This is a genomic window from Nocardioides ganghwensis (genome assembly GCF_014779655.1).
Taxonomy (GTDB): domain Bacteria; phylum Actinomycetota; class Actinomycetes; order Propionibacteriales; family Nocardioidaceae; genus Nocardioides; species Nocardioides ganghwensis.
Genome location: NZ_JACXYX010000018.1, coordinates 70,766 through 91,485, shown reverse-complemented (window position 1 = coordinate 91,485; position 20,720 = coordinate 70,766). Strand labels below are relative to the sequence as shown.

Sequence of the window (20,720 nt, the reverse complement as noted above, 5' to 3'; positions counted from 1 at the left end):
TAGACAGACGGTCATGACCGACTTGGGAGGGACGTCGGACGCTGTCGCGTTCGTCGGTGACTGGACCGGGCAGCTGGTGGCGACGTCGGTGCACGCCGGGCACGCGCTGCGGCCCGAGATCGCCGAGGCGATGGTGCTCGACGAGGCCGAGCGGTTCCGCGAGGAGGACCCGTTCACCGACCGGCTCGCCGCGGTGGTGCCCGACCACGTGGTGACCACGCGCTCGCGCTTCGAGGCCGACCTCAACCGGCCGCGCCGTGAGGCGGTCTACCGGACGCCGGACGACTGCTGGGGGCTCGAGGTGTGGCGCGGCGGTGAGCTCTCCGACGAGCTCTTCGAGGGCAGCCTCGCGACGTACGACGCGTTCTACGACGCCCTGGCGCCGCGGCTCGACGCCGTGGCGGAGCGCGGCCCGTTCGTCCTGCTCGACGTGCACTCCTACAACCACCGCCGCGACGGCGCCGACGAGCCGCCCGCCCCGGCGGCCGAGAACCCGGAGGTCAACGTCGGCACCGGCAGCCTCGACCACGACCTCTTCGGCCCGCTGGTCGAGCGCTTCATGGGCGACCTGCGCGACGCCTCGCTCGGGTGCGGGCCGCTCGACGCTCGCGAGAACGTCGCGTTCGAGGGGCGCAACCTCGCCTGGTGGGTCCACGACCGCTACCCGCGGGTGGGCTGCGTGCTGGCGCTGGAGTTCAAGAAGACCTTCATGGACGAGTGGACCGGCGAGCTGCACGCCGACCGGTTCCGCTGCGCCCAGCAGGGGCTCGCGGCGGCCCTGCCCGGGCTGCTCGACGAGCTGGCCCTGCTGCGATGAGCGACGACGCCGACGATCCCCGGGCCCACGCGGAGCTCAGCGCCGCGGACCTCGCCGTCGACCACGGGCTCTCGCTGCTCGCCCAGAGCTTCCGCTTCCTGCTCGACATCACCCCGGTCGACGCCGACGACCTGCGCGAGGACTTCCTCGAGGGTCGCGAGCCGGACCCGCCGTTCACCTACCGTGAGCTGGAGACCGACCCGGCCGTCATCCGCGCCGAGCTCGACGGCATCGACCCCGGCGACGTCTCGGACCCGGTGCTCGGACAGCTGCTGCGCGCCAAGCACCGCGAGATGGAGCTCCAGCTCGACATGCTGGAGGCCCGCGACACCGACGACTTCCTGCCGCTCAGCGTGGAGCTGTACGGCGGGGTGTCGCCGTCGCTGCGCAAGCAGGCCGAGGCGCTGCTCGCCTCGATCACCCGCACCGAGCCGACCGACGAGGCCCTCGACGCCGAGGAGTTCCTCGCGATGGCGGAGGCCGAGATCGCGCTCTACCGCGACGAGGACCCCGACCTCGACATGCACGCCGAGATCCGCTCCGACGTCAACGGCGTCATGGTCTCCGGCGACGTGCTGCTCATCGGCCCCGAGACCAAGGTCCAGCGGCAGCGTGCGCAGGCGTTGCTGCACCACGAGGTCGGGACCCACCTCGTCACCCAGGCCAACGGCAGCCACCAGCCGATCAAGGTGCTCGGCGTGGGACTGGCCGGCTACGACGAGACCCAGGAGGGCCTGGCGGTGCTCGCCGAGATCGCCTGCGGCGGTCTCACCGCCTTCCGGCTGCGACAGCTGGCCGGTCGCGTCGTGACCGTCCACCGGCTCGTCTCCGGCGCCACGTTCGCCGAGGCGCACGAGGCGCTGGTCGCGGACGACTTCCCCCGCGGGAGCGCGTGGACCACCGTCATGCGCGTCTACCGCTCCGGCGGGATGACCAAGGACGCGATCTACCTGCGTGGGCTCGTCGAGCTCCTCGAGCACCTCGGATCGGGCGGGTCGCTCGACCGGATGTGGCTCGGCAAGTTCTCGTTGCGCGACCTTCCCCTGATCGGCGACCTGGAGGAGCGTGGACTGCTGCGCCCCGCCCGGGTGCTGCCGCGCTACCTGCTCGACCCGTCCGCCCACGACAACCTCGCCCGGGCGGCCGGCACCGAAGACCTCGGCACACTCCTGGAGGGACACGCATGAAGATCGGATTCGTCGTCAACGACATCGAGACGGAGAAGGCGGAGTACACCACCAACCGCCTCGCCATGGCCGCGAAGGAGATGGGCCACGAGGCCTGGTACATGGGGATCGGCGACTTCGCCTACGAGCCCGACGGGTCGCTGAGCACGAAGGCTCGCGCGGGGCAGGCCAAGTCGTACCGGTCCCTCGAGCGACACATGTCGGACGTGAAGAAGCCCGACGTCGAGCAGCTCATCGGCATGGACGAGTTCGACGTGGTCATGCTGCGCAACGACCCGGCCGACGACGCCGAGTCCGACCCGTGGCGCAACAACGCCGGCGTCGCGTTCGGCCAGCTCATCGCCTCGAGCGGGGTGCTCGTCGTCAACGACCCCACCAGTCTGGCCAACGCGCTGTCCAAGGCCTACTTCCAGCACTTCCCCGAGATCGTCCGCCCGCGCACGCTGATCTCGCGCGACGAGGACATGATCGAGGAGTTCATCAAGGACCTCGGCGGCAAGGCCGTGCTCAAGCCGCTCCAGGGCTCCGGCGGGGCGGGCGTCTTCCTCGTCGACCGCAAGGAGGCGCCCAACCTCCAGCAGATCATCGAGGCCATCTCGCGCGACGGCTACGTCGTCGCCCAGGAGTACCTCCCCGAGGCGGCCAAGGGTGACGTGCGGATGTTCGTGATGAACGGCCAGCCCCTCATGGTCGACGGGCAGTACGCCGCGTTCCGGCGTACGCCGTCGACGAAGGACATCCGCTCCAACATGTCGGCCGGCGGCAAGGCCGTGAAGGTCGCGGTCACCGACGAGATGCTCGAGATGGTCGAGGTCGTGCGGCCCAAGCTGGTCGCCGACGGCATGTTCCTGGTCGGCCTCGACATCGTGGGCGACAAGCTGATGGAGATCAACGTGTTCAGCCCCGGCGGCCTCGGCAGCGCGCAGGCGCTCTACGAGGTCAACTTCGCGCCCGCGATCATCGCCGAGCTCGAGCGCAAGGTGAACATCCGCCAGCACTACCCGGAGATCGACAACTGTCGCCTCGCGACCAGCTGACGTCAGGCGACGCCGGCCGCCGCGCGCCGGGCGTACGCCCATCCCGGCCGTCGGAGCAGGAACGACCAACGGTCGTGCCACGTGTCGGCGGCGGCCACGTCGGCGGCGATGTCGGTCCACTCGTGGGTCGCGATCCGCGCGGGGTCGTAGGAGTCGATGTTGGCGGTGAGGCCGTAGACCACCGGCTCGTCCTCCTCCTCGAAGGTCCCGAAGAGGCGGTCCCAGAGGATGAGGATGCTGCCGTGGTTGCGGTCGAGGTAGTCGCGGTTGGACCCGTGGTGCACGCGGTGGTGCGAGGGGGTGTTGAAGACCTTCTCCACCCAGCCGAGCCGCTGGATCGCCTCGGTGTGGATCCAGAACTGGTAGATCAGGTTGATCCCGCGGGCCTGCTCGATCAGCGCGGGGCGTACGCCGGCCAGCGCGAGGAGGCCGTACGGGACGGTCAGCGTGACCCCCTCGGCGACCGGCTGGCGCAGCGCAGTCGAGAGGTTGTAGCGCTCGCTCGAGTGGTGCACGACGTGGACCGCCCACAGCCACCGGCTCTCGTGGCTGAGGCGGTGGTTCCAGTAGTAGACGAAGTCCCAGCCGAGGGCCGCCGCCAGCAGCGCCCACCGCCCGCCGCCGAGGTCGAGCGGTGAGCGTGCGAAGAGCCGCTTGCCCGAGGTCATCGCGGCCCACGTGGTCGAGGTCACCAGCGCGGTCGACGCGACGGCGCTGACGGCCAGGGCTCCGTGGGCGCGGCGCAGTGCCGGCGGGATCCGGTCCACCGTCCGGTCGACCGTCCGGTCCTCGGGGCGTACGGCCGGGCCCTGCAGGATGTCGGCCAGCTCCTCCTGCACCTCGCGGACCTGCGCCGGCACGGTCTGCGGGTCCGGCAGCCGACCGTCGCGCAGCCGGCGGCGTACGACGTCACCGACCGTGGTCAGCGCGGCGGTCGCTGCTCCCACCGCGAGCAGGGTCCGCCCGTGCCGGCCGACGCCCGGGGTGACGGGGTCGAGCAGGCGGCGGGCGACGTACGGCGCCGCAAGGCTGCCGACCCCCATGCTCAGGCTCGCGACGGTGTCGGCGAGCTGGTAGTCGCCGGCGCGGGTACCGGGCTCGACCGGGTGCGCGCGCTGCCAGGCGTACTCCGCAGCCATCGCGCCGACGAAAGCGGGGATGGCGGCGACGGTGAGGTCGACCTTCATCCGCGCATTGTGGTGGCTCAGTAGTACCAGGGGAAGCATCCAAGCGGGCTCAAACTGGTCGCGGTTACCGTTGCTTCTCGACGAAAAGCATCCCTGACCTGCGCGAACATCGCGATGGCTGTCGCCGGTCACGTTGGTCAAGATCGGACGACGTCGAGCATCTTGCGGACTTCTTGCGGACCCGTGCGTCATCGCCAGGTACTTCCACCACCCACGAGGTCGACGGTCACAGCGAGACTGCCCATCCGGTTTCCGATCACTGCCAGCTACAGATTCCAAGCTGGTGACGAATCAACAATCGCCGGACACCGGGTAGTGGCGCGGCTACGGTCCGCACTTGTGAGTGCACGACACCTGAGCCCCAATGACCCCGCCTTCGCTGGATTGCCCACCGCTGACCACGAGTGGACCTCTGACGACTGGCAGCAGCTCCTCCACTGGCTGATCGAGAGCGGCATCCTGACCTACAAGGACGTGACTGCCCTTGTCCTCGGCCACCTGAACCCACCGCAGGTCGGGACCTCGATCGCCTCGAAGAAGACCTTCCAGGCACACTTCCCGCCGAGGAAGACTTGGCAGGCGGTACGTGCGTGGTTCTACCAGCAGCGCGGGAAGTGTGAGGACTGCGGCGCCCGCTTGGAGTTGCAGGCCGATCACGTCGAGACTCGCCAGGACTACGGCGACCAGGCGGACCGCCTCGACAACATGCTGCTCCGCTGCCGCCGCTGCAACGTCATCAGGCGGCCGTCGCACGCCCAGGGAGGACTTACCTTCTTGACGGCGGAAGCCGCCCTCATGTGGATCCTGCTCATCAAGCGTCCGCGGACGTACCAGGAGTTCGAGGGAATGTGCCGCGACTACGGCATGACGATGGCGAACATCCGGTTCCAGGAGGCCTGGGCGATGGCTCACTGGCTTGAGGATGACGGCTCGTACACGATCGACCCGTCGTCGAGCCTCTAACCGCCGACAAGTCCCGTCGACGTAGCATCGTCGCCGTGTCGGAGGACCTCTCGCTATTCGGTGATGACGATCGAGCACCCAGGCCCGCGGAAGCGGTCCCGCCTGCTGTGGCGCCGATTGCCGACTGGCAAGTCGACCTGCTTCGAAAGGCCCTCGATGCGCGAGGCCTGACCAGCATGGACGAGCGCAAGGCCGCGATCGAGTTGGCAGCAGCTAGGCCGGTCGAGGCTCTACGAGCCCTGACCCATGACGAGGCGCTGAAGGTGTTGTCCAACCTTGGCCCAACTGGTGGCACCTTGGCGTCGCGCTCGGCTTGGGACGAGCGCGACGCCGACACCTGGATCGACCGCCTTTGACGAGCACGAATCCGCAGTGATGTAGAGATCGCCGAATCGCCTCCCTGCGCCCGACGTCGTCCATATGCTTGCTCGGCTCGGCTAGCAACTAACCGGAGGACCGCGCCATGGCATCCAATGCATCCGAGGATGAGGAACTCGCGCCAGATGCGCACGGTCTCTACGACGCGACCTGGCAGCAGCCCGAATGGAAGGCGATGGTCGAGCGGCTGGTCGACGACGGGTTCGTCACCTGGAAGGAAGCCGCCGCGACGCTGCTCGGCGAGCTCAACCCCCCACAGGTAGGCACGCAGATCGCCTCGTCCGATGCTGGCACCTTTGGGTTCAAAGCGAATCACAGAGCCGCGTTCCCCGATGAGTCGTTGATGAGCCACGTCTTGGAATGGTTCTATTCCGAGAGCGGTCGGTGCGTGCATGTGGTCGATGGGGCGACGTGCGGGACGCGGCTCGACCTTCAGGCCGATCACGTGAATGGAAGAGAGAACTTTCGCGAGAACCCTCACGCCGCCGACACGCTCGACAATTTGACGCTGCGATGCCGGCGCCACAACGTCGCGAAGCGCAAGTCGCATGTCAACAATGCGAACCGAACCCTCCTTCCAGCGCAGCAAGCATTGATGTGGATCCTCATCGAGATTCAGCCCTATACCAAGTACGACTTTGGGCGCCTCTGCCGCATCTACGGCATGACGATGGCGTCGGTCCGCTTCGATGAGGCCTGGGCGATGGCCGTCTGGCGCGAGCGAGAAGGCCGGTACCAGATCGCCGCAGTGGCCGGCGAATACGACCTGATCGTATGGCCAGATGGTGCCGTCACCCGGCGATTCGCGAGCGGCGAGCCGTCCCCGCACGGAACGCAGATCCTGGCATCAGAAGTCCAAGGAGGCGACGTCTTCTGCTTTCTCGCGTCACCCGACGGCGTCAAGGCGAATCTGCGCTACTACGAGTGTGACGTCGCCCGAATCCCCTTCGTCTATCCGCTGGACTCACGACCCCCAACGGACATCGCAATCTGGCCGACCGCGAAGGGCGGTGTGCCGATGCCGCCTCGCGGCCTACAACTCCACTCGTGGGTTCTACGGCGGCCGGACGAGGAGGTCCACTTGTCTGCACTGGGCGTAGAACGGCAGACCCCGACGCCAAAAACCGTGAACGGTCTCAAGGTGACTGGCCTGGGACGACGCGCGACTGTTGCCGATCTGTCGCTGGTAATTGCGGCGGACGCGTCATAGAAGCGTGAGGATGGTGCTCTCAAAGGCCATCGCTGACGTGTGCTCGCTGATGAGCCGACGGCTCAGTTCGGCGTACGTCGGGTCTCGCTCGATGAGAACGGCCTTGTGACCAGCGCTCAGAGCGGCGCGCGCTGTCGTCCCGGACCCTCCAAACGGATCGAGAACGAGCGAGCCTGGCTCGAGTCCGTCAAGTAGGGCGATCACGAGCTCGTGCGGGTACGGGGCAGTGTGACCGAGGGTATTCTTCCCTCGAACCATCTTCACGACTGGATGGATGCGTAGGGCGCGGTTGATGCATGCCAGGGCACCTCGTAGCTTCGCGTCCTCGGGCGACTGTTCGGGCTTCTGCACGACTATGACGTGTTCCCAGCAGTTGAACGGCGACTGGTAGAACGGCGAGAAGTTCCCTGCATTGAAGCCGCGTTTCCCCTGGATCTCCCCCTTGTCCCATACCGCTGAGCCAAGGTATCTAAAGCCGATCCGGCGGAACGCATCTACCATCAGCGCGGACAGCAGGATCCTCTTCTTGCCCATGTCACTGAAGGTGACGACACGTTCGTTGTCGAAATAGTCGAAGATGTTGTACGCGTACAGCCCGCCAGGCTTGAGCGTCCGAAAGACCTCGTCGGCGATCCGATACATGTCGTGCATGTATGAATAGAGGTTCGGCCACTGAGCGTACTCACGTGCGTTGTAATACGGCGGAGAGGTGACGGCTCGGTCGAAGGTTTCATCGGGCAGGGAAGCCAAGACGTCCACTGCATCACCTTCGATGACGTCCCACCCTGACTCGCCTCCCCGAACCGGTGTCCGGTCACGACTCGAGGACGGACGCGAGGGCAAGTAGCGGTGAAAGAACGCGGAGTCCCAGAAGGACGGGCTCCCCTCGACCACCACAGGCTCCTCGCCGGCGCGAAGGTCGCGGCCGATGGGATCGGTTGGCGGCTCCTTGACGTCGAGAAGTACGACTACGTCTCCGCGCATCGAGTAGTGGGCGACGAGCGTGTCTAGGATCTCTTCGTCCGACAGAAAGGGAAGAACGTCCCGCTGCCAACGACGGACGCTCTCCTTCGAGATCTGATTGCCATCCGTCTCGATCGCCTCTTGCTTCAGCAACGACCGGAAGTCGTAGCGCTTTCCTCGGTTATAGATGCTGCGATCCGTGCACAGAGGGTTGCCGCACTCCCAACTCTTGACGCCGAAACTCGGATACGAGTTGCCGCCCACGTTGTCGCTGCGGCAACCCGGGCAAGGAATCTTGGTCTCGTCCCGACGGTTCTTCTGGAGGACCAGAAGAAGCCGACGAACGCGATCCGACTCATCGTGAAGCACGAACGTGTCGCGATACGTGAAGCCTTCGTTGAGCAGCTCGAACCGAGCCTTTTCCTCGTCGATCTGCGTGACGTGGTCGAGCGTCTCCTGTCGAATCTGCTTCACACGGAAGAAGAGCTGTTTGAGGGGCACCTCGCTGAACCGCTCGGCGAACAAGGGCAGCTCAGAGGCCAGTTGCCATGCCTCCGCCTCTAGACCGTCTTCAACGTTGACCAAGATCGCGAGGAACCCGTAGTTGTCGATCGCGTCAAACTCCTCTGCAATCCACTGGGTCAGGGAGGCGCGCTGGGTCTCGTATGAGCTTTGAGGCTCCGGTCGAACCTGGCGGACCACCAGGCTGCGACGACGCTCGAAAAGTTCAGGCTTATGGGCGCGCAAGTCCGACATGTAGTCGTCGGAGAAGGGCATCGGGTCCTCAGATAAGACGTTTGCCATCTCCCTCGGGCTCCAGATCGACCATGCAAGCGGCCCTGCAGCGGCGTTGTACACATCGTTGGCAACGTCTCGGTCGGGCTGCTTGCGAAGCTTGGTGGGGTTCGTTGTCTCAGCCGACAGGAGCCGACGCGTTTGTTCATGGCTCACCGGCTCGATCCGGGCGCGGACCCTCTCGAGCAGCTCGCGTTGCACGCCGCGTTCGTCCAGAAGGAGCTCGAGGTCGTTGATGTTGAGTGCGTTGATGGCCCACTCGAGCCTGCGCTTCGTCGGATAGTTGAAGGTGACGCCGGCAGCTGCACACTCTGCGTACAGGGACGCGATGAACTCCTTGTTCGCGAACATCTTCTGGTTGAGGCGCCCGTAGAAACCTGCCGCGATCGGACCCATGTCCACGTTCACCGGCCCCAGCTCGGCAATGACTCTTTCGATGCTTCGCGCCACGTCTCTCGACACGGCGCCATCGATGCCCGTCAGGTCCGAGAGCAAGAGCTCAAAGGACCTGACATCAGCCACGCAGCTGACTTCGACGGAGGCCTGGGGAGAGGACATGGGACGAAGGTATGCGATCGCACGGACATTACAGAGCCGACGCAACGAGGGTGTGGAGAACCCAGCCTGCATGGTGCCCTGTGGAGAGAATCTGGCTGGCCTAGTCCCTATGAGTGGCGGCGAAGACGGCGTCGCTCGCCCTGTCACGGGCACGTCGTCTCCCACCGGACTCGACTCAGCCCGGCCGATGCCGAAGGCCGACGGGCGGGTTCGATGTCACCGGGATGTGGGCGAGAACCACGATCTGCCCGAGCAGCAGTGGATCGGCGCCGAGCTCCACGAGCCGTGCCACAGCCCCTTCCAGTCGACCCAGGACCGTGATGCGACCCGCCGGCCCGGGCCAGGTGGCGGGCCGTCAGGTTCGAGAATGTCGAGGGTAATCAGGAGACGCTCGAAGCGGCTTGCCTGCACATCGTCGTCGGCCATGTCGGCCAAAAGCGACGAGACAGGAGCGTGCCTCACCGAGAGCGAGCAGGTAGTCGAGGTCGGGCGGCATCCGACGACGTTGACGCCGCGTCGGCTTGCCCACACGGGTCAGGGAGAACTCCTGCGAACAATCTCCGCCAAGCCGGCCCTCTGGACCTTCCCTTAGATCTCCCTGCATCCCGGTCTTCATCTCCTCGCCGTTGGACGCCATTGACCCTCGTCAGCCCCCCGAATCCCGTCCCCGTCAACCTCCTCTTCATGGCTCTCACCCCTAGTTCTCCAGCGGCACGCATGCTACGAAGGTTCGTAGATGGGCCGCCCCTCCTGGGGCGGCCCACGCGGCATTTCTAGGGGTCCGTTGGTTGTCGACGGACGCGTTGGGTCGGGTGATCCGAGGTGATCGGCGTGCACGGAGGGGTGAAGTTCTACCGCGGTGCAGCGAAGGCGGCGCGGACCTACGTCGAGCGTGACTGCGCCCGCTACGACGACTATTACCTCGCCGAAGGCGACGGGATTGCGATGCGGTTCGTCGCTGAAGCCAAGGGCGGCGACGGAGAGCGCGAGGTCCGCGTCGAGAAGAAGCCAGACATGGACGGCGAGACCTACGAGGGCTGGGTCGCCGGGATCGTCGTAGAGACCGGGCAGGCGAAGGGGCGGCTGCGGAAGAACGCGAACGGGCTGCGGTTCGTCGAGGTCACGATCAACGGGCCGAAGACGTGGTCCCTGGCGGCGGCGCTGAACCCGGAGGTCTCGGCGGCGCTCGATGCCGCGCAGGAGAGCGCTGCCCAACAGATCATCAGCTACCTGGCCAAGCATGCGACGACTCGCGTCGGGCCGCGCGATCGGCAGGTGCAGGTCCCGGTGGAGCACATCGAGGCGGCGGTGATCCGGCACTACACCTCACGCGCTGGCGATCCGCATCGGCATCTGCATCTCCAGATCAACGCGCGGGTCTTCGCCAAGGGCGCCTGGCGCGGACTCCACTCGGTGGGCGTGCGGGACATGATCGAGGCGATCAACGGCATCGGACACGCTGCGGTCGCCACAGATCCGGAGTTCCTGTCTGCGCTCGCGGAGGCCGGGTTCACGATGGATCCGGAGACGGGCGAGATCCGCGAGTTGGCGCCGTACGTCGGGGCGTTCAGCGCACGGACCTCGCAGATCCGGGCCAACGTCGAGCGGTACGAGGCCGAGTGGCGTGCCGAGCATCCGGGCGAAGAACCCGGGCCACGGATGCGGGAGGTGTGGGATCGGCGGGCGTGGGCGCAGGCCCGCCCGGACAAGGCGGCGCCGGAAGATGGCGCCGAGGTGGTCGAGCGGTGGAACGAGCAACTGCGAGCGCTCGGGTACATCGACCCACACCACTCCGTGCCGCTGACATCTACCCGGATCGGCGACCTCGATCGCGAGGCCGCAGTCGATCTCGTGCTGTCACGACTCGGGGCGAAGAGGTCGGCGTGGAACGCCGCCGACATCCGAGGACAGGCCGAGACTCTCATCGTCCAGACCGGGCTGATCACTGAGGCGGCTGTACGGATCGAACTGGCAGAGGACCTGACCGCGCGTACCGTCCGAGGTTGCACTCCCCTGCTCCTGCGACCCGACGTGCCCGAGCATGTTCGGTCGCTGACGTCGATGGCGGTGCTGGCCGGGGAGACGGAGATCCTCGAGCGGCTGCTTCGTCGCTCGGCTGCGGCCGCGCCGGCAAGGATGCACCGGGCGACCCTTGAGCGGCTGTCGCAGGAGCAGGGCCGTGTCGCCGAACTGCTGTGCGGTCGCGGTCCGCTTGTCGTCGTCGAAGGCGCCGCCGGGGCCGGGAAGACGACGACGCTGGCGGCCGTGAGCAGCTATCTCGCGATGCGAGGACGGCGGCTGCTGGTCGTGACGCCGACGCTGAAGGCCGCTGAGGTTGCGGTTCAGGAGACCGGCGCCGACGGACGCTCGGCCGCCTGGCTAATCCATCAGCACGGCTGGCGGTGGGACGACGACGGCCACTGGACCCGCGAGCCCGCCAAGCCCTCCCCGGCAGCGCAACTCCGACGTGGCGACCTCCTGCTGATCGACGAGGCCGGCATGGTCGACCAGGACACGGCACTCGCCCTGTTGACCATCGCCGACGAAACGGGGGCGCGCGTCGCGTTCATGGGCGACCGGCACCAACTGCCCGCTGTCGGCCGCGGAGGCGTACTCGATCACGCCATCGCCTGGGTCCATCCGTCGGCCATCGTGTCGATGCAGCAGACACGTCGGTTCGCGGATCCCGAGTACGCCAAGCTCAGCCTGGCGATGCGCGACGGCAGGCACGCCGAGGCCGTCTTCGACCTGCTCGTAGCACGGGGCCAGGTCGTCGTACACGCCTCGGAAGCCGAGCGCACGGCGAGCCTCGCGATCGTCGGCGTCGACGGAGCGCTGGTCGTTGCCGACACCCGGGAGCACGTTGCAAGGCTCAGCGCCGCGATCCGCACCGAGGGCGGCCACGACTCCGGCTCGGTTGCCACCGACCGTGGCGAGCTGATCGGACTCGGCGACCGGGTCGCGACCCGCCGCAACGACCCCGGCCTCGGCGTGACGAACCGTCAGATCTGGACCGTCGTCGGGATGGGCGAGAGCGGCAGCCTCGTCGTCAGCTCGCCCGATCAGGGACGCGACCGGGAGCTACCGCCGGCGTACGTCCGGGAGCATGTCGAGCTCGCCTACGCCACCACGATCCATGGCGCGCAGGGCGAGACCATCGACCGCGCCCACGTCGCTATCGGCGAGGCGACCGGCGCCGCGGCAGCGTACGTCGCGATGACCCGCGGCCGCCAGACCAACGTCGCGCACCTCGTCGCCGAGTCCGTCGAGGACGCCCGAAAGCAGTGGGTCGACGTGTTCAGCCGCGATCGCGCCGACCTCGGTCCAGCTCACGCTCGCGGCCAGGCGATCGACGCCATCGACCGGTACGGCCCGGCCGCCATACGCCCTCCGAGCCCGGCCCTCCCCGTCCCGGAACACCGGCCGCCCACGTCACAGCCGCCCGGAATCGGCTTCTGACAAGCCGGCGCGGCCAACGACTTAGGGATACCTGTTGACCTGCGGAAACGCAGGTTCCGGGCAGGTATCCCCCTCCAGGTATCCCGAAATCGTGGATACCTAGCCGCCCACGCTGGCCAACACGGACCGACTGTCCGTGACCACAACCGGCGAGGAGCAACGCCATGACCGCATCACCGATCAACCCCGACAAGAACCGCCGCCCGATCAAGAACCCCGGCGACGAGATGCTCACCCTTCAGGAAGCCTGCCGCTTCCTCCGCGTCGCCGAGGGGACGCTGCGCTACTGGCGCCACCTCGGCTGCGGACCGCGCAGCTTCAAGATCGGCCGCCACGTCCGCTACTGGCGTGCCGATCTCGTCCTCTGGCTCTCCGAACAGACCCGTCGTCCACAGGATCGCGACTGAGCGGGGCGTCATGACTGTCGTCGTGCTGACGATGGCTCGATCTCGGAAGGAGGGCTGCTATGGCCGGAAGCATCGCGAAGCGGCCCAACGGCCGCTGGCGTGCCCGCTATCGCGACGATACGGGACGGGAGCGGTCGCGCCACTTCACACGCAAGGTCGACGCGGCGGCGTGGCTCGACGAGGTGACGTCGACCCTGCACGCGGGAACCTACGTGAACCCGCGAGCGGGTCGGGTCACCTTCCAGCAGTTCTACGACGGCTGGGCGCCACGGCAACTGTGGCTGCCGTCGACACGGACCAACGCCGACCTGGCGATCGGCTCGGTCGAGTTCGGCGATCTGCCGATGAAGGCGATCCGGCGATCCCACATCGATACCTGGGTGAAGTCGATGTCGGCGAAGTGGGCGTCGACGACCCTCAAAACACGGTTCGTGATTGTCCGTTCCGTCTTCCGGGCCGCAGTCGCGGACCGGGTGATCGCCGAGGACCCGACGATCGGGGTCGCACTCCCTCGACGACGCAAGATCGAGGCCGCGATGCGGATCCCGACGGTCGAGCAGGTTGGGCGGCTGCTGGCCCACGCCGACAGCAACAGAGTGTCGACCCGTCACGGATTCCGCGCGTACGTCGCGCTCTGCGCCTTTGCGGGTCTGCGAAAGGGCGAGGCGGCGGGTGTCCAGGTCGGCGACATCGACTTCGCCCTGCGTCGGCTGACCGTGTCACGACAGTTGCAGCGAGACGGCTCAACCTTCGTCGCGCGGCTGCCGAAGTACGGCTCCGAGCGAGTGGTTCACCTGCCCGACGAGCTCGTGGAGATGCTCCGCCTTCACGTCGAGAGGTTCCTGCCCGAGGAACCACCGTCGGACGCGTGGCTGTTCACCGTCCGCGACGGGCCGATGTACGACAACGACATCGACTGGCGATGGCGCGCGACCCGGACCTCGGCCGGCTTGCCGCACGTGCGCATGCACGACCTTCGGCACTTCTACGCCTCTGGGCTGATCGCCGCCGGGTGCGACGTCGTCACAGTCCAGCGAGCGCTGGGGCACTCGTCGGCGACGACGACGCTGAACACTTACAGCCACCTGTGGCCGACCGCGGAGGACCGCACGCGGGCAGCCGCTGCGGACCTGATGCGCGACGCTCAGGCCCCTCCCGGCGGACCCCGAAGTGTCGGTGCGCTCTGACATGATAGAACACATGTTCGAAGACACGAGGCTCGAAGAGTCCGCAGCGGCCGCGCCGCGCGGTTACCCTTGCGACGTGTATGTGTCGTCGTTCGAAGAGCAAGCAGCACTCGTTGCTCTCCTGCGGACCAGGCCGGACGGTCTGTCATGGCCCGAGCTGACGACAAGAGTCCGTGACGAGGCAAGTGTCGAGCGGGTGATCGAGGACCTCCAGCCGAGCCAGGGCCTTTTCCCCGATCCCGAGTTCGCGGATGCACTGGCCGTTGCCGAGAAGGACGTGCACGCCTGGAACAGCGAGGGATTGACCTTCCTGACCATCCTTGATGGCCGATACCCGGCGTCGATGCGGGACATCCATCAGGCGCCGCCCTTCCTGTTCACCCGCGGGGAGCTCCGCGAAAGTGATCCGGGCATCTCGATCGTTGGCTCGCGCGACGCATCACCAACCGGCCTCAAGATCGCCGAGGCGGTGGCGATCGCCGCGGTCGAGGACGGCCTGTCGGTCATCTCGGGGCTCGCCGCCGGGATCGATACCGTCGCCCACACGACTGCACTCAGAGACGGCGGCCGGCCCGTTGGTGTGATCGGCACCGGCATTCGCAAGGCCTATCCTGCGGCCAACCGTGAGCTGCACAGCGAGGTGGCCGAGCGAGGCCTCCTTCTCTCGCAGTTCTGGCCGGATGCGCCCCCGCAGAAGCACACCTTCCTCATGCGCAACGCGACGATGTCCGGGTACGGGCTGGCGACAGTGGTAGTCGAGGCTGGTGAGCACTCAGGGGCACGCGCCCAGGCCCGCATCGCCGTGGAGCACGGGCGTCCGGTCGTCCTGACGGACCTTGTGCTCGAGCGGACGCAGTGGGCCAAGACGCTCGAAGGTCGCCCGGGAGTAACGATCGCTTCGTCGACCCAGGACGTCATCGATGCGATCCGCCAGATCCGCGCCGCGGACGACTCGATCAACGACGCGATCAGAAGCCTCGTCTCCGCTTGAACGCCGCCCAGCCCGATGCCTACGGGGTGATTCGCCAACTCCTCATCGACAACGCCGGGGGGTACCTGCGCAACGTCGTCTGGGGGCCGGCCACGTGCAGCCACTGCGCAGGAATCCCCGGCAACGAAGGGTTCTCCACGTGCTACCGGTGCGACGGCTACATCGCCCGTGCCGGGCAGCTCTCGGATCGTCGAGGCTTCATCACGTACGCGCTGGCCGGGGCCCAGTCGGGCGCCAACATGTACCGCTACAAGGACGACGTGCCGCCGCCGGCGGCGACTCGCATGATGACCCTGCTGCTGGCGGCGACGCTGACCAAGCACATGACATGTGCCGTTCATCCGGGCCACGGCCCCGTGACGGCGTGGGCAACCGTGCCGTCCCTGAGCGGGCGCGCAAACCATCCGCTGGCCGGCTTAGCGGCACCGTTTCTCAAGACTCTCCCGTGGATTGCCCTCCGGGCATCGGCCGCCGCAAGGAACGTCCGAGAGCTCCGGCTCGGCAACTACGTGACGACGGATGAGGGCGGCTCTCCCTCCGGCCAGCACGTCCTGCTCCTCGACGACACCTGGGTCACCGGCTCGAACCCCGAGTCCGCGGCTGGCGCCCTAAAGCGGGACGGTGCGACGGCGGTCACCAGCCTTGTGGTCGCCCGCTGGCTAGACGCGAGTCGCGGTGCCACCAAAGAGTTCATCAAGTCGCATCTCACCCAGGACTTCGATCCGATCGTCTGCCCCTTCACCGGGCACCCTTGCTAACAGCACGGACTTGACGGCCTCAGCCGCAGACGACGCAGGTGTCGAGACGCCACTCTTCGGCCGACTGGTCGTCGAATACTTCCCGCGTACTGCCGTACGCGGTCGTCAGGTTCAACTGGCGCCCGAGGGTGAGAACGACGACCCGGGCGGCTCCGGCTCGCTTCAGCGCCGCCGCCGCACTCGCTGCGGAACTGCCCGACGTCCAAGTGTCGTCCAGGAGCAGAACGCGCGACCCCTCGACTACGAACGGAGCCACGGAGTACGCATCCGGGGCGAGATGACCCCGGGCGGGTCGAGGCTTGGACGGGTCTCTCGTGAGGAACGCTGTATCCCAGTGCCATAGGCGGGCGAGGGGGTCGTGCTCCACGACGCCGAGTACGAGTCGCTCCAGATGGTTGAAGGCCCTTTGATCGTTCGACGGCACGATGGTGGCGACGTCGACGGCTCCTCCGGCCTCGGCCGCGACACATCCGCTGTGAACCTCGAGGAACTCATGCAGCAGGGACGACAAAGCCCAGCCGAGCCAGTCGTAGCCCTCGAAGTCCTTGTATCGATGCAGCATCGACTCCAGCCCAGCATCGAGGCTGTAGGTGATGGGGATGACCGAGTCGACTGCGCCCGCGTACCCCCTGCAGTTCAAGCAGGTGCTCCAGGTGGCCGGACCGCCGTCGAGGTAGCCGGACGATCCAAAGCACACCTGACACGCATGCGGGTGCCGAGGCGCCACGGGGACCAGCACGCCGTCGAGATCGGCCAGCCAGTCGATCCACTCGGGCGTGGTGTGGGCGCGCCTGGCGAAATCGGGTGCGAGAAAATTCCGATACGGCATGGGGGTCCTCCCTGCCGTCAAGCCTAGGAACGAGCGCGGCATCGCGCAGCCGATCACAGGCGGCCAGGACGGGACACCGTCGGCTTCTTGCGGACTTTCTGCGGACCAGACGCGGACTTGGGAGTCTCAACCCCCTCCTGACCTGCGCAAATGCGTCAGATCAGTAGTACCAGGGGAAGGGCGACCAGTCGGGGTCGCGCTTCTCGAGGAACTGGTCGCGGCCCTCCTGCGCCTCGTCGGTCATGTAGGCCAGACGCGTCGCCTCGCCGGCGAACAGCTGCTGGCCGACCAGGCCGTCGTCGAGGAGGTTGAAGGAGTACTTCAGCATCCGCTGCGCGGTGGGGGACTTGCCGTTGATCTTGCGACCCCAGTCGAGGGCGACCTTCTCGAGGTCGGCGTGCTCGACGACGCGGTTGACCGCGCCCATGCGGTGCATCTCCTCGGCGTCGTACTCGTCGGCGAGGAAGAAGATCTCGCGGGCGAACTTCTGCCCGACCTGGCGCGCGAGGTAGGCCGAGCCGTAGCCGCCGTCGAACGAGCCGACGTCGGCGTCGGTCTGCTTGAAGCGTGCGTGCTCGCGGCTGGCGAGGGTGAGGTCGGCGACGACGTGCAGGCTGTGCCCGCCGCCGGCGGCCCACCCGGGGACCACGCAGATGACGACCTTGGGCATGAAGCGGATCAGCCGCTGGCACTCGAGGATGTGGAGGCGCGCGAGCTTGGCCCGGTCGATGGGGTTGGGCGGAGCGCCCGCGTCCACGTGGCCGTCGGTCTCGTACTGGTAGCCGGCCCGGCCGCGGATGCGCTGGTCGCCGCCGGTACAGAAGGCCCACTTGCCGTTCTTGGCACTCGGACCGTTGCCGGTGAGGATCACGCAGCCGACGTCGGCGGACGTGCGCGCGTGCTCAAGGGTGCGGAGCAGCTCGTCGACGGTGTGCGGCCGGAAGGCGTTGAGCACGTCGGGGCGGTCGAAGGCGATGCGTACGGTGCCGTGCTCGCGGGCCCGGTGGTAGGTCAGGTCGGTCAGGTCGTCGAAGCCGGGGACGACGTCCCACGCCTCGGGGTCGAAGATCTCGCTGACGCCCTCGATGGCACTCATGCACGTACTCGCTTCGCTCCGTGCGCGCACGAGGCACTGGGCACCCAGCGTTGGATGATTCGTTCGCTGCGCTCACTCATGGTCGGGAGGGTAGCCGTGACGCGGCGGAAGAACCGCGCCCGCCTCGGCGTTGGACCGGGCATGGCACTGACTGGAACCTATGTCCCGAGCACCGCCCAGTGGGTCCGCGACCAGGTGGCGGAGTACGAGGCCAGCAACGGCGAGAGGGCGAACACCCTGCGCGACACCGGCTACCCGATCGTGGTCATCACCTCGGTCGGCGCGAAGTCGGGCCACCTGCGCAAGAACCCGGTGATGCGGGTCGAGCGCGACGGCGCCTACCTCGCGGTCGCGTCGCTGGGCGGGGCGCCCCAGAACCCCGAGTGGTACCACAACCTCGTCGCCCACCCCGAGGTCGAGCTGCAGGACGGCGCGGAGAAGCACGTCTACACCGCTCGGATCCTCGAGGGGGAGGAGCGCGCCGACTGGTGGCAGCACGCCGTCGCGACCTGGCCGACGTACGCCTCCTACCAGGAGAAGACCGACCGGGAGATCCCGCTCTTCCTGCTCGAGCGCGCCTGACTCAGGTCGGCTGCCCGGGGTCGGGCTCGACCTCGTCGACGACCGCCTCGTCGTCGAGGTCCTCGTCGTGCACGATCGTCTCCTCGTCGGGGTCCAGGTGGGCCGGCGCCTCCGGCTCGAACGGGTCCTCCGGGTCTGTCGCGTCGTCCGGGAGAGCCGCGTGCTCGCTCATGTCCGTGTCCTCTCGTCGGGTGGGGGCGTGCGTACCCCCATCCGACCGCGTCGTGTGCGGACGCGCAACGGCCCCGCGCACTTCCCGTCGGCGATTCCCGGCCCCACAATGACGCCGTGACGACCACGGTGCCGACCCGCTCGGCCTTCGACGACCCCGTCGACGCCCCGCCGGCGAGGTGGGTCGGCGCGCTGGTGCTGCTCAACCTCGGCCTGATGGCCGGCTGGTTCGGCCCGATCCAGGTGCTGCTCGCCCAGCAGGCGGCCGACGTCGCCGCGGCCGAGCCAGGCGGGATGAGCAAGGAGGCGCTGCTCGCGGTCGTCCTGTTCTCGGGTGCGGCGGTGTCGCTCGTCGCCAACCCGGTGTGGGGAGCGTTCAGCGACCGTACGCGCTCGCGCCTCGGGCGCCGGGTGCCGTGGATCCTCGGCGGCGTGGTCCTCGGCGCCGCGTCGCTGCTGCTGCTGTCCATGGCCGACAGCGGACTCTGGATGGTCGTCGCCTGGAGCCTGGTCCAGCTCTCGCTCAACGCCGCCTGGGCCGGCGGCGTCGCGGCCGTGCCCGACCAGGTGCCGGTCCCGCGGCGCGGGCTGATCGGTGGCCTGATCGCGATCGCCGGCACGGTCGGCGTGCTGCTCGGCATCAAGATCGCCGAGGTCACCGGGTCGATCGCCCAGGGCTACGTCGCGATCGCGGTCGTGATGCTGCTGCTGTCGGTGCCCTACCTCCTGGGGTCGCGCGACATCCCGCTGCCGCCCGACCACGAGCTGGCGCCGATGGACTGGAAGCGGCTGGTCCGCTCGTTCTGGGTCTCGCCGCGCGAGCACCCCGACTTCGCCTGGGCCTGGCTGACGAGGTTCCTCGTCAACCTCGGCAACTGGATCGCGCTCAACTACCTCTACTACTTCCTCACCGACGGTCTCGGGTTCGGCGACGACGACGCGACCGCCAGGCTGGGCGTCCTGGTCCTCATCTACGGCGGGTGCACCGTCGCCACGACCGTGGTCGTCGGTCACTGGAGCGACCGCGTCGGCCGAAGGAAGGTCTTCGTGATCTGGTCCGGCGCCCTGATCGGCGCCAGCTCGCTCGTGCTCGGGCTCTGGCAGGCCTGGCCCGGGGCGTTGCTCGCCGCGGCCGTGCTGGGCGCCGGGTTCGGCGTCTACCAGGCCGTCGACTTCGCGCTCATCACCCAGGTGCTGCCCGGCGCCGGGGACCGGGCCAAGGACCTCGGAGTCATCAACATCGCCTCCGCCCTGCCGCAGGTGCTCGCGCCGGCCATCGCCGGCCTGCTCCTGGTCGCCGTACGCGAGCTGGGCGGGTCGGTGGCCACGCAGGGCGAGTCCTGGTCGCTGGGCTACGGCGTGGTCTACGTCGTCGGGTTCGCGTTCTGCGTGCTGGGCTCGGTCTTCGTGACGCGGATCCGCTCCGTGGCCTGACCTCCGGAGACTCGTACGGAGCGCGGGCTCGTACGCGGGGGCGCGGGGGGAGAGAGAGGCGAGGACGACCTCAGGCGCGGCTGATCGTGATCGCCAGGCCGAGCAGGTGCTCGAGGCGGGCGAGCTCGGAGTCGAGGAACTCCGGACCTCCGCGGCGGCCCATCAGCACGAGGTCGTCGCCGAAGGGGGCGGCACACTCGACGTAGACCTCGTCGCCCGGCAGGCGGGTCGGTGCCGGGACGGGCCCGATGTCGTACGCCGACGGTGCGGCGTCGGTCGCGTGCACGACGCGCGCACCGTCCGCGCCGGGCGTGACGCGGGCGGCCCAGTCGACGCGGAAGGCGATCGGCAGCAGCTCGACGAGCCGGTCGCGCGCGGTGGAGGGGTCCTCGGTGAGCGCCTCGACGACCTCGAGGTCGAGGAAGAGGTTGCCTCCGGCGGCGTAGCGGCTGATCCACAGCACGCTCACCCCGTCGAGCACGGAGCAGGCCGAGATGATCGAGTCGGGCATCGTTCCGGCCGGGATCTCGAGCAGGACGTCGTCGACTGCGAAGCCGTCGCGCTTCTCGACGATCTCGATCGCCTCGATGTCGCCGCCCGCCTCACCGATCGCGCTCGCGACGCGGCCCAGCGACCCCGGGACATCGGGGAGCTCGACGCGCATCAGGTAGGGCATGCCACGAGGCTAGCGGTCGCGCGTGTCGGCCACGT

19 protein-coding genes are annotated in these 20,720 nt (G+C 67.9%); 13 read left to right on the top strand and 6 right to left on the bottom strand.

Annotated elements, in window-relative coordinates; all coding sequences use genetic code 11:
* Positions 1 to 13 precede the first annotated feature (13 nt).
* The 3 genes from IEZ24_RS18465 to IEZ24_RS18455 are packed head-to-tail and all read left to right on the top strand — an operon-like array spanning position 14 to position 3,041.
* Positions 14 to 817, top strand: a complete 804-nt coding sequence (locus IEZ24_RS18465; protein ID WP_207206887.1) for an N-formylglutamate amidohydrolase — start codon at positions 14 to 16, stop codon at positions 815 to 817.
* On the top strand, positions 814 to 2,004 hold the full coding sequence (locus IEZ24_RS18460; RefSeq protein WP_129456227.1) for a flavohemoglobin expression-modulating QEGLA motif protein: 1,191 nt from the start codon (positions 814 to 816) through the stop codon (positions 2,002 to 2,004). The genes IEZ24_RS18465 and IEZ24_RS18460 overlap by 4 nt, the downstream gene beginning before the upstream one ends.
* Complete coding sequence (locus IEZ24_RS18455; RefSeq protein ID WP_129456228.1) at positions 2,001 to 3,041, top strand: glutathione synthetase; 1,041 nt, start codon at positions 2,001 to 2,003, stop codon at positions 3,039 to 3,041. Before IEZ24_RS18460 ends, IEZ24_RS18455 begins: the two co-directional genes overlap by 4 nt.
* A gap of 2 nt (positions 3,042 to 3,043) precedes the next feature.
* Here the strand turns inward: IEZ24_RS18455 and IEZ24_RS18450 are convergent, their stop codons facing one another.
* Complete coding sequence (locus IEZ24_RS18450) at positions 3,044 to 4,228, bottom strand: sterol desaturase family protein (protein WP_129456229.1); 1,185 nt, start codon at positions 4,226 to 4,228, stop codon at positions 3,044 to 3,046.
* Between the two features lie 339 nt (positions 4,229 to 4,567).
* Between IEZ24_RS18450 and IEZ24_RS18445 the strand changes: the two genes are divergently transcribed.
* The 3 genes from IEZ24_RS18445 (at position 4,568) to IEZ24_RS18435 (ending at position 6,779) form a co-directional block, all read left to right on the top strand.
* On the top strand, positions 4,568 to 5,191 hold the full coding sequence (locus tag IEZ24_RS18445) for an HNH endonuclease (RefSeq protein ID WP_129456230.1): 624 nt from the start codon (positions 4,568 to 4,570) through the stop codon (positions 5,189 to 5,191).
* 35 nt (positions 5,192 to 5,226) lie between these two features.
* Complete coding sequence (locus tag IEZ24_RS18440) at positions 5,227 to 5,547, top strand: hypothetical protein (RefSeq protein ID WP_129456231.1); 321 nt, start codon at positions 5,227 to 5,229, stop codon at positions 5,545 to 5,547.
* 107 nt (positions 5,548 to 5,654) lie between these two features.
* Complete coding sequence (locus IEZ24_RS18435) at positions 5,655 to 6,779, top strand: hypothetical protein (RefSeq protein ID WP_129456232.1); 1,125 nt, start codon at positions 5,655 to 5,657, stop codon at positions 6,777 to 6,779.
* Here IEZ24_RS18435 and IEZ24_RS18430 read toward each other — a convergent pair.
* Entirely contained in the window at positions 6,774 to 9,095 is a 2,322-nt protein-coding gene (locus tag IEZ24_RS18430; RefSeq protein ID WP_165356147.1) for a DNA-methyltransferase, read from the bottom strand. The genes IEZ24_RS18435 and IEZ24_RS18430 overlap by 6 nt on opposite strands.
* An 822-nt stretch (positions 9,096 to 9,917) precedes the next feature.
* On the opposite strand from IEZ24_RS18430, the gene mobF reads away from it, so the two are divergent.
* From mobF to IEZ24_RS18405, 5 genes are all read left to right on the top strand, one after another.
* The gene (gene mobF, locus IEZ24_RS22455) at positions 9,918 to 12,554 is read left to right on the top strand and encodes a MobF family relaxase (protein ID WP_242498561.1); all 2,637 of its coding nucleotides are present in this window, start codon (positions 9,918 to 9,920) and stop codon (positions 12,552 to 12,554) included.
* 164 nt (positions 12,555 to 12,718) lie between these two features.
* Positions 12,719 to 12,961 carry a helix-turn-helix transcriptional regulator gene (locus IEZ24_RS18420; protein WP_129456234.1) on the top strand — a complete coding sequence of 81 codons (243 nt, stop codon included), beginning with the start codon at positions 12,719 to 12,721 and terminating at the stop codon, positions 12,959 to 12,961.
* A gap of 59 nt (positions 12,962 to 13,020) precedes the next feature.
* Positions 13,021 to 14,148, top strand: a complete 1,128-nt coding sequence (locus IEZ24_RS18415) for a tyrosine-type recombinase/integrase (protein WP_129456235.1) — start codon at positions 13,021 to 13,023, stop codon at positions 14,146 to 14,148.
* Positions 14,149 to 14,161: 13 nt separating this feature from the next.
* Positions 14,162 to 15,139, top strand: a complete 978-nt coding sequence (locus IEZ24_RS18410) for a DNA-processing protein DprA (RefSeq protein WP_165356148.1) — start codon at positions 14,162 to 14,164, stop codon at positions 15,137 to 15,139.
* Positions 15,136 to 15,897 carry a hypothetical protein gene (locus tag IEZ24_RS18405; protein ID WP_129456237.1) on the top strand — a complete coding sequence of 254 codons (762 nt, stop codon included), beginning with the start codon at positions 15,136 to 15,138 and terminating at the stop codon, positions 15,895 to 15,897. The genes IEZ24_RS18410 and IEZ24_RS18405 overlap by 4 nt, the downstream gene beginning before the upstream one ends.
* A gap of 19 nt (positions 15,898 to 15,916) precedes the next feature.
* Here the strand turns inward: IEZ24_RS18405 and IEZ24_RS18400 are convergent, their stop codons facing one another.
* Both IEZ24_RS18400 and IEZ24_RS18395 read right to left on the bottom strand, forming a co-directional pair.
* On the bottom strand, positions 15,917 to 16,726 hold the full coding sequence (locus IEZ24_RS18400; protein WP_129456238.1) for a hypothetical protein: 810 nt from the start codon (positions 16,724 to 16,726) through the stop codon (positions 15,917 to 15,919).
* 160 nt (positions 16,727 to 16,886) lie between these two features.
* Positions 16,887 to 17,822 carry a 1,4-dihydroxy-2-naphthoyl-CoA synthase gene (locus IEZ24_RS18395; RefSeq protein ID WP_129456239.1) on the bottom strand — a complete coding sequence of 312 codons (936 nt, stop codon included), beginning with the start codon at positions 17,820 to 17,822 and terminating at the stop codon, positions 16,887 to 16,889.
* A 141-nt stretch (positions 17,823 to 17,963) separates the two neighbouring features.
* Between IEZ24_RS18395 and IEZ24_RS18390 the strand changes: the two genes are divergently transcribed.
* Positions 17,964 to 18,404: a nitroreductase family deazaflavin-dependent oxidoreductase gene (locus IEZ24_RS18390; protein WP_129456240.1), complete on the top strand. Its 441-nt coding sequence runs from the start codon at positions 17,964 to 17,966 to the stop codon at positions 18,402 to 18,404.
* Between the two features lies 1 nt (position 18,405).
* Here the strand turns inward: IEZ24_RS18390 and IEZ24_RS18385 are convergent, their stop codons facing one another.
* Complete coding sequence (locus IEZ24_RS18385) at positions 18,406 to 18,576, bottom strand: hypothetical protein (protein WP_165356149.1); 171 nt, start codon at positions 18,574 to 18,576, stop codon at positions 18,406 to 18,408.
* Positions 18,577 to 18,692: 116 nt separating this feature from the next.
* Between IEZ24_RS18385 and IEZ24_RS18380 the strand changes: the two genes are divergently transcribed.
* Positions 18,693 to 20,009 carry an MFS transporter gene (locus tag IEZ24_RS18380; protein ID WP_242498562.1) on the top strand — a complete coding sequence of 439 codons (1,317 nt, stop codon included), beginning with the start codon at positions 18,693 to 18,695 and terminating at the stop codon, positions 20,007 to 20,009.
* Between the two features lie 70 nt (positions 20,010 to 20,079).
* Here IEZ24_RS18380 and IEZ24_RS18375 read toward each other — a convergent pair whose 3' ends face one another.
* The gene (locus IEZ24_RS18375; protein ID WP_129456241.1) at positions 20,080 to 20,685 is read right to left on the bottom strand and encodes an ACT domain-containing protein; all 606 of its coding nucleotides are present in this window, start codon (positions 20,683 to 20,685) and stop codon (positions 20,080 to 20,082) included.
* Positions 20,686 to 20,720: the final 35 nt, after the last annotated feature.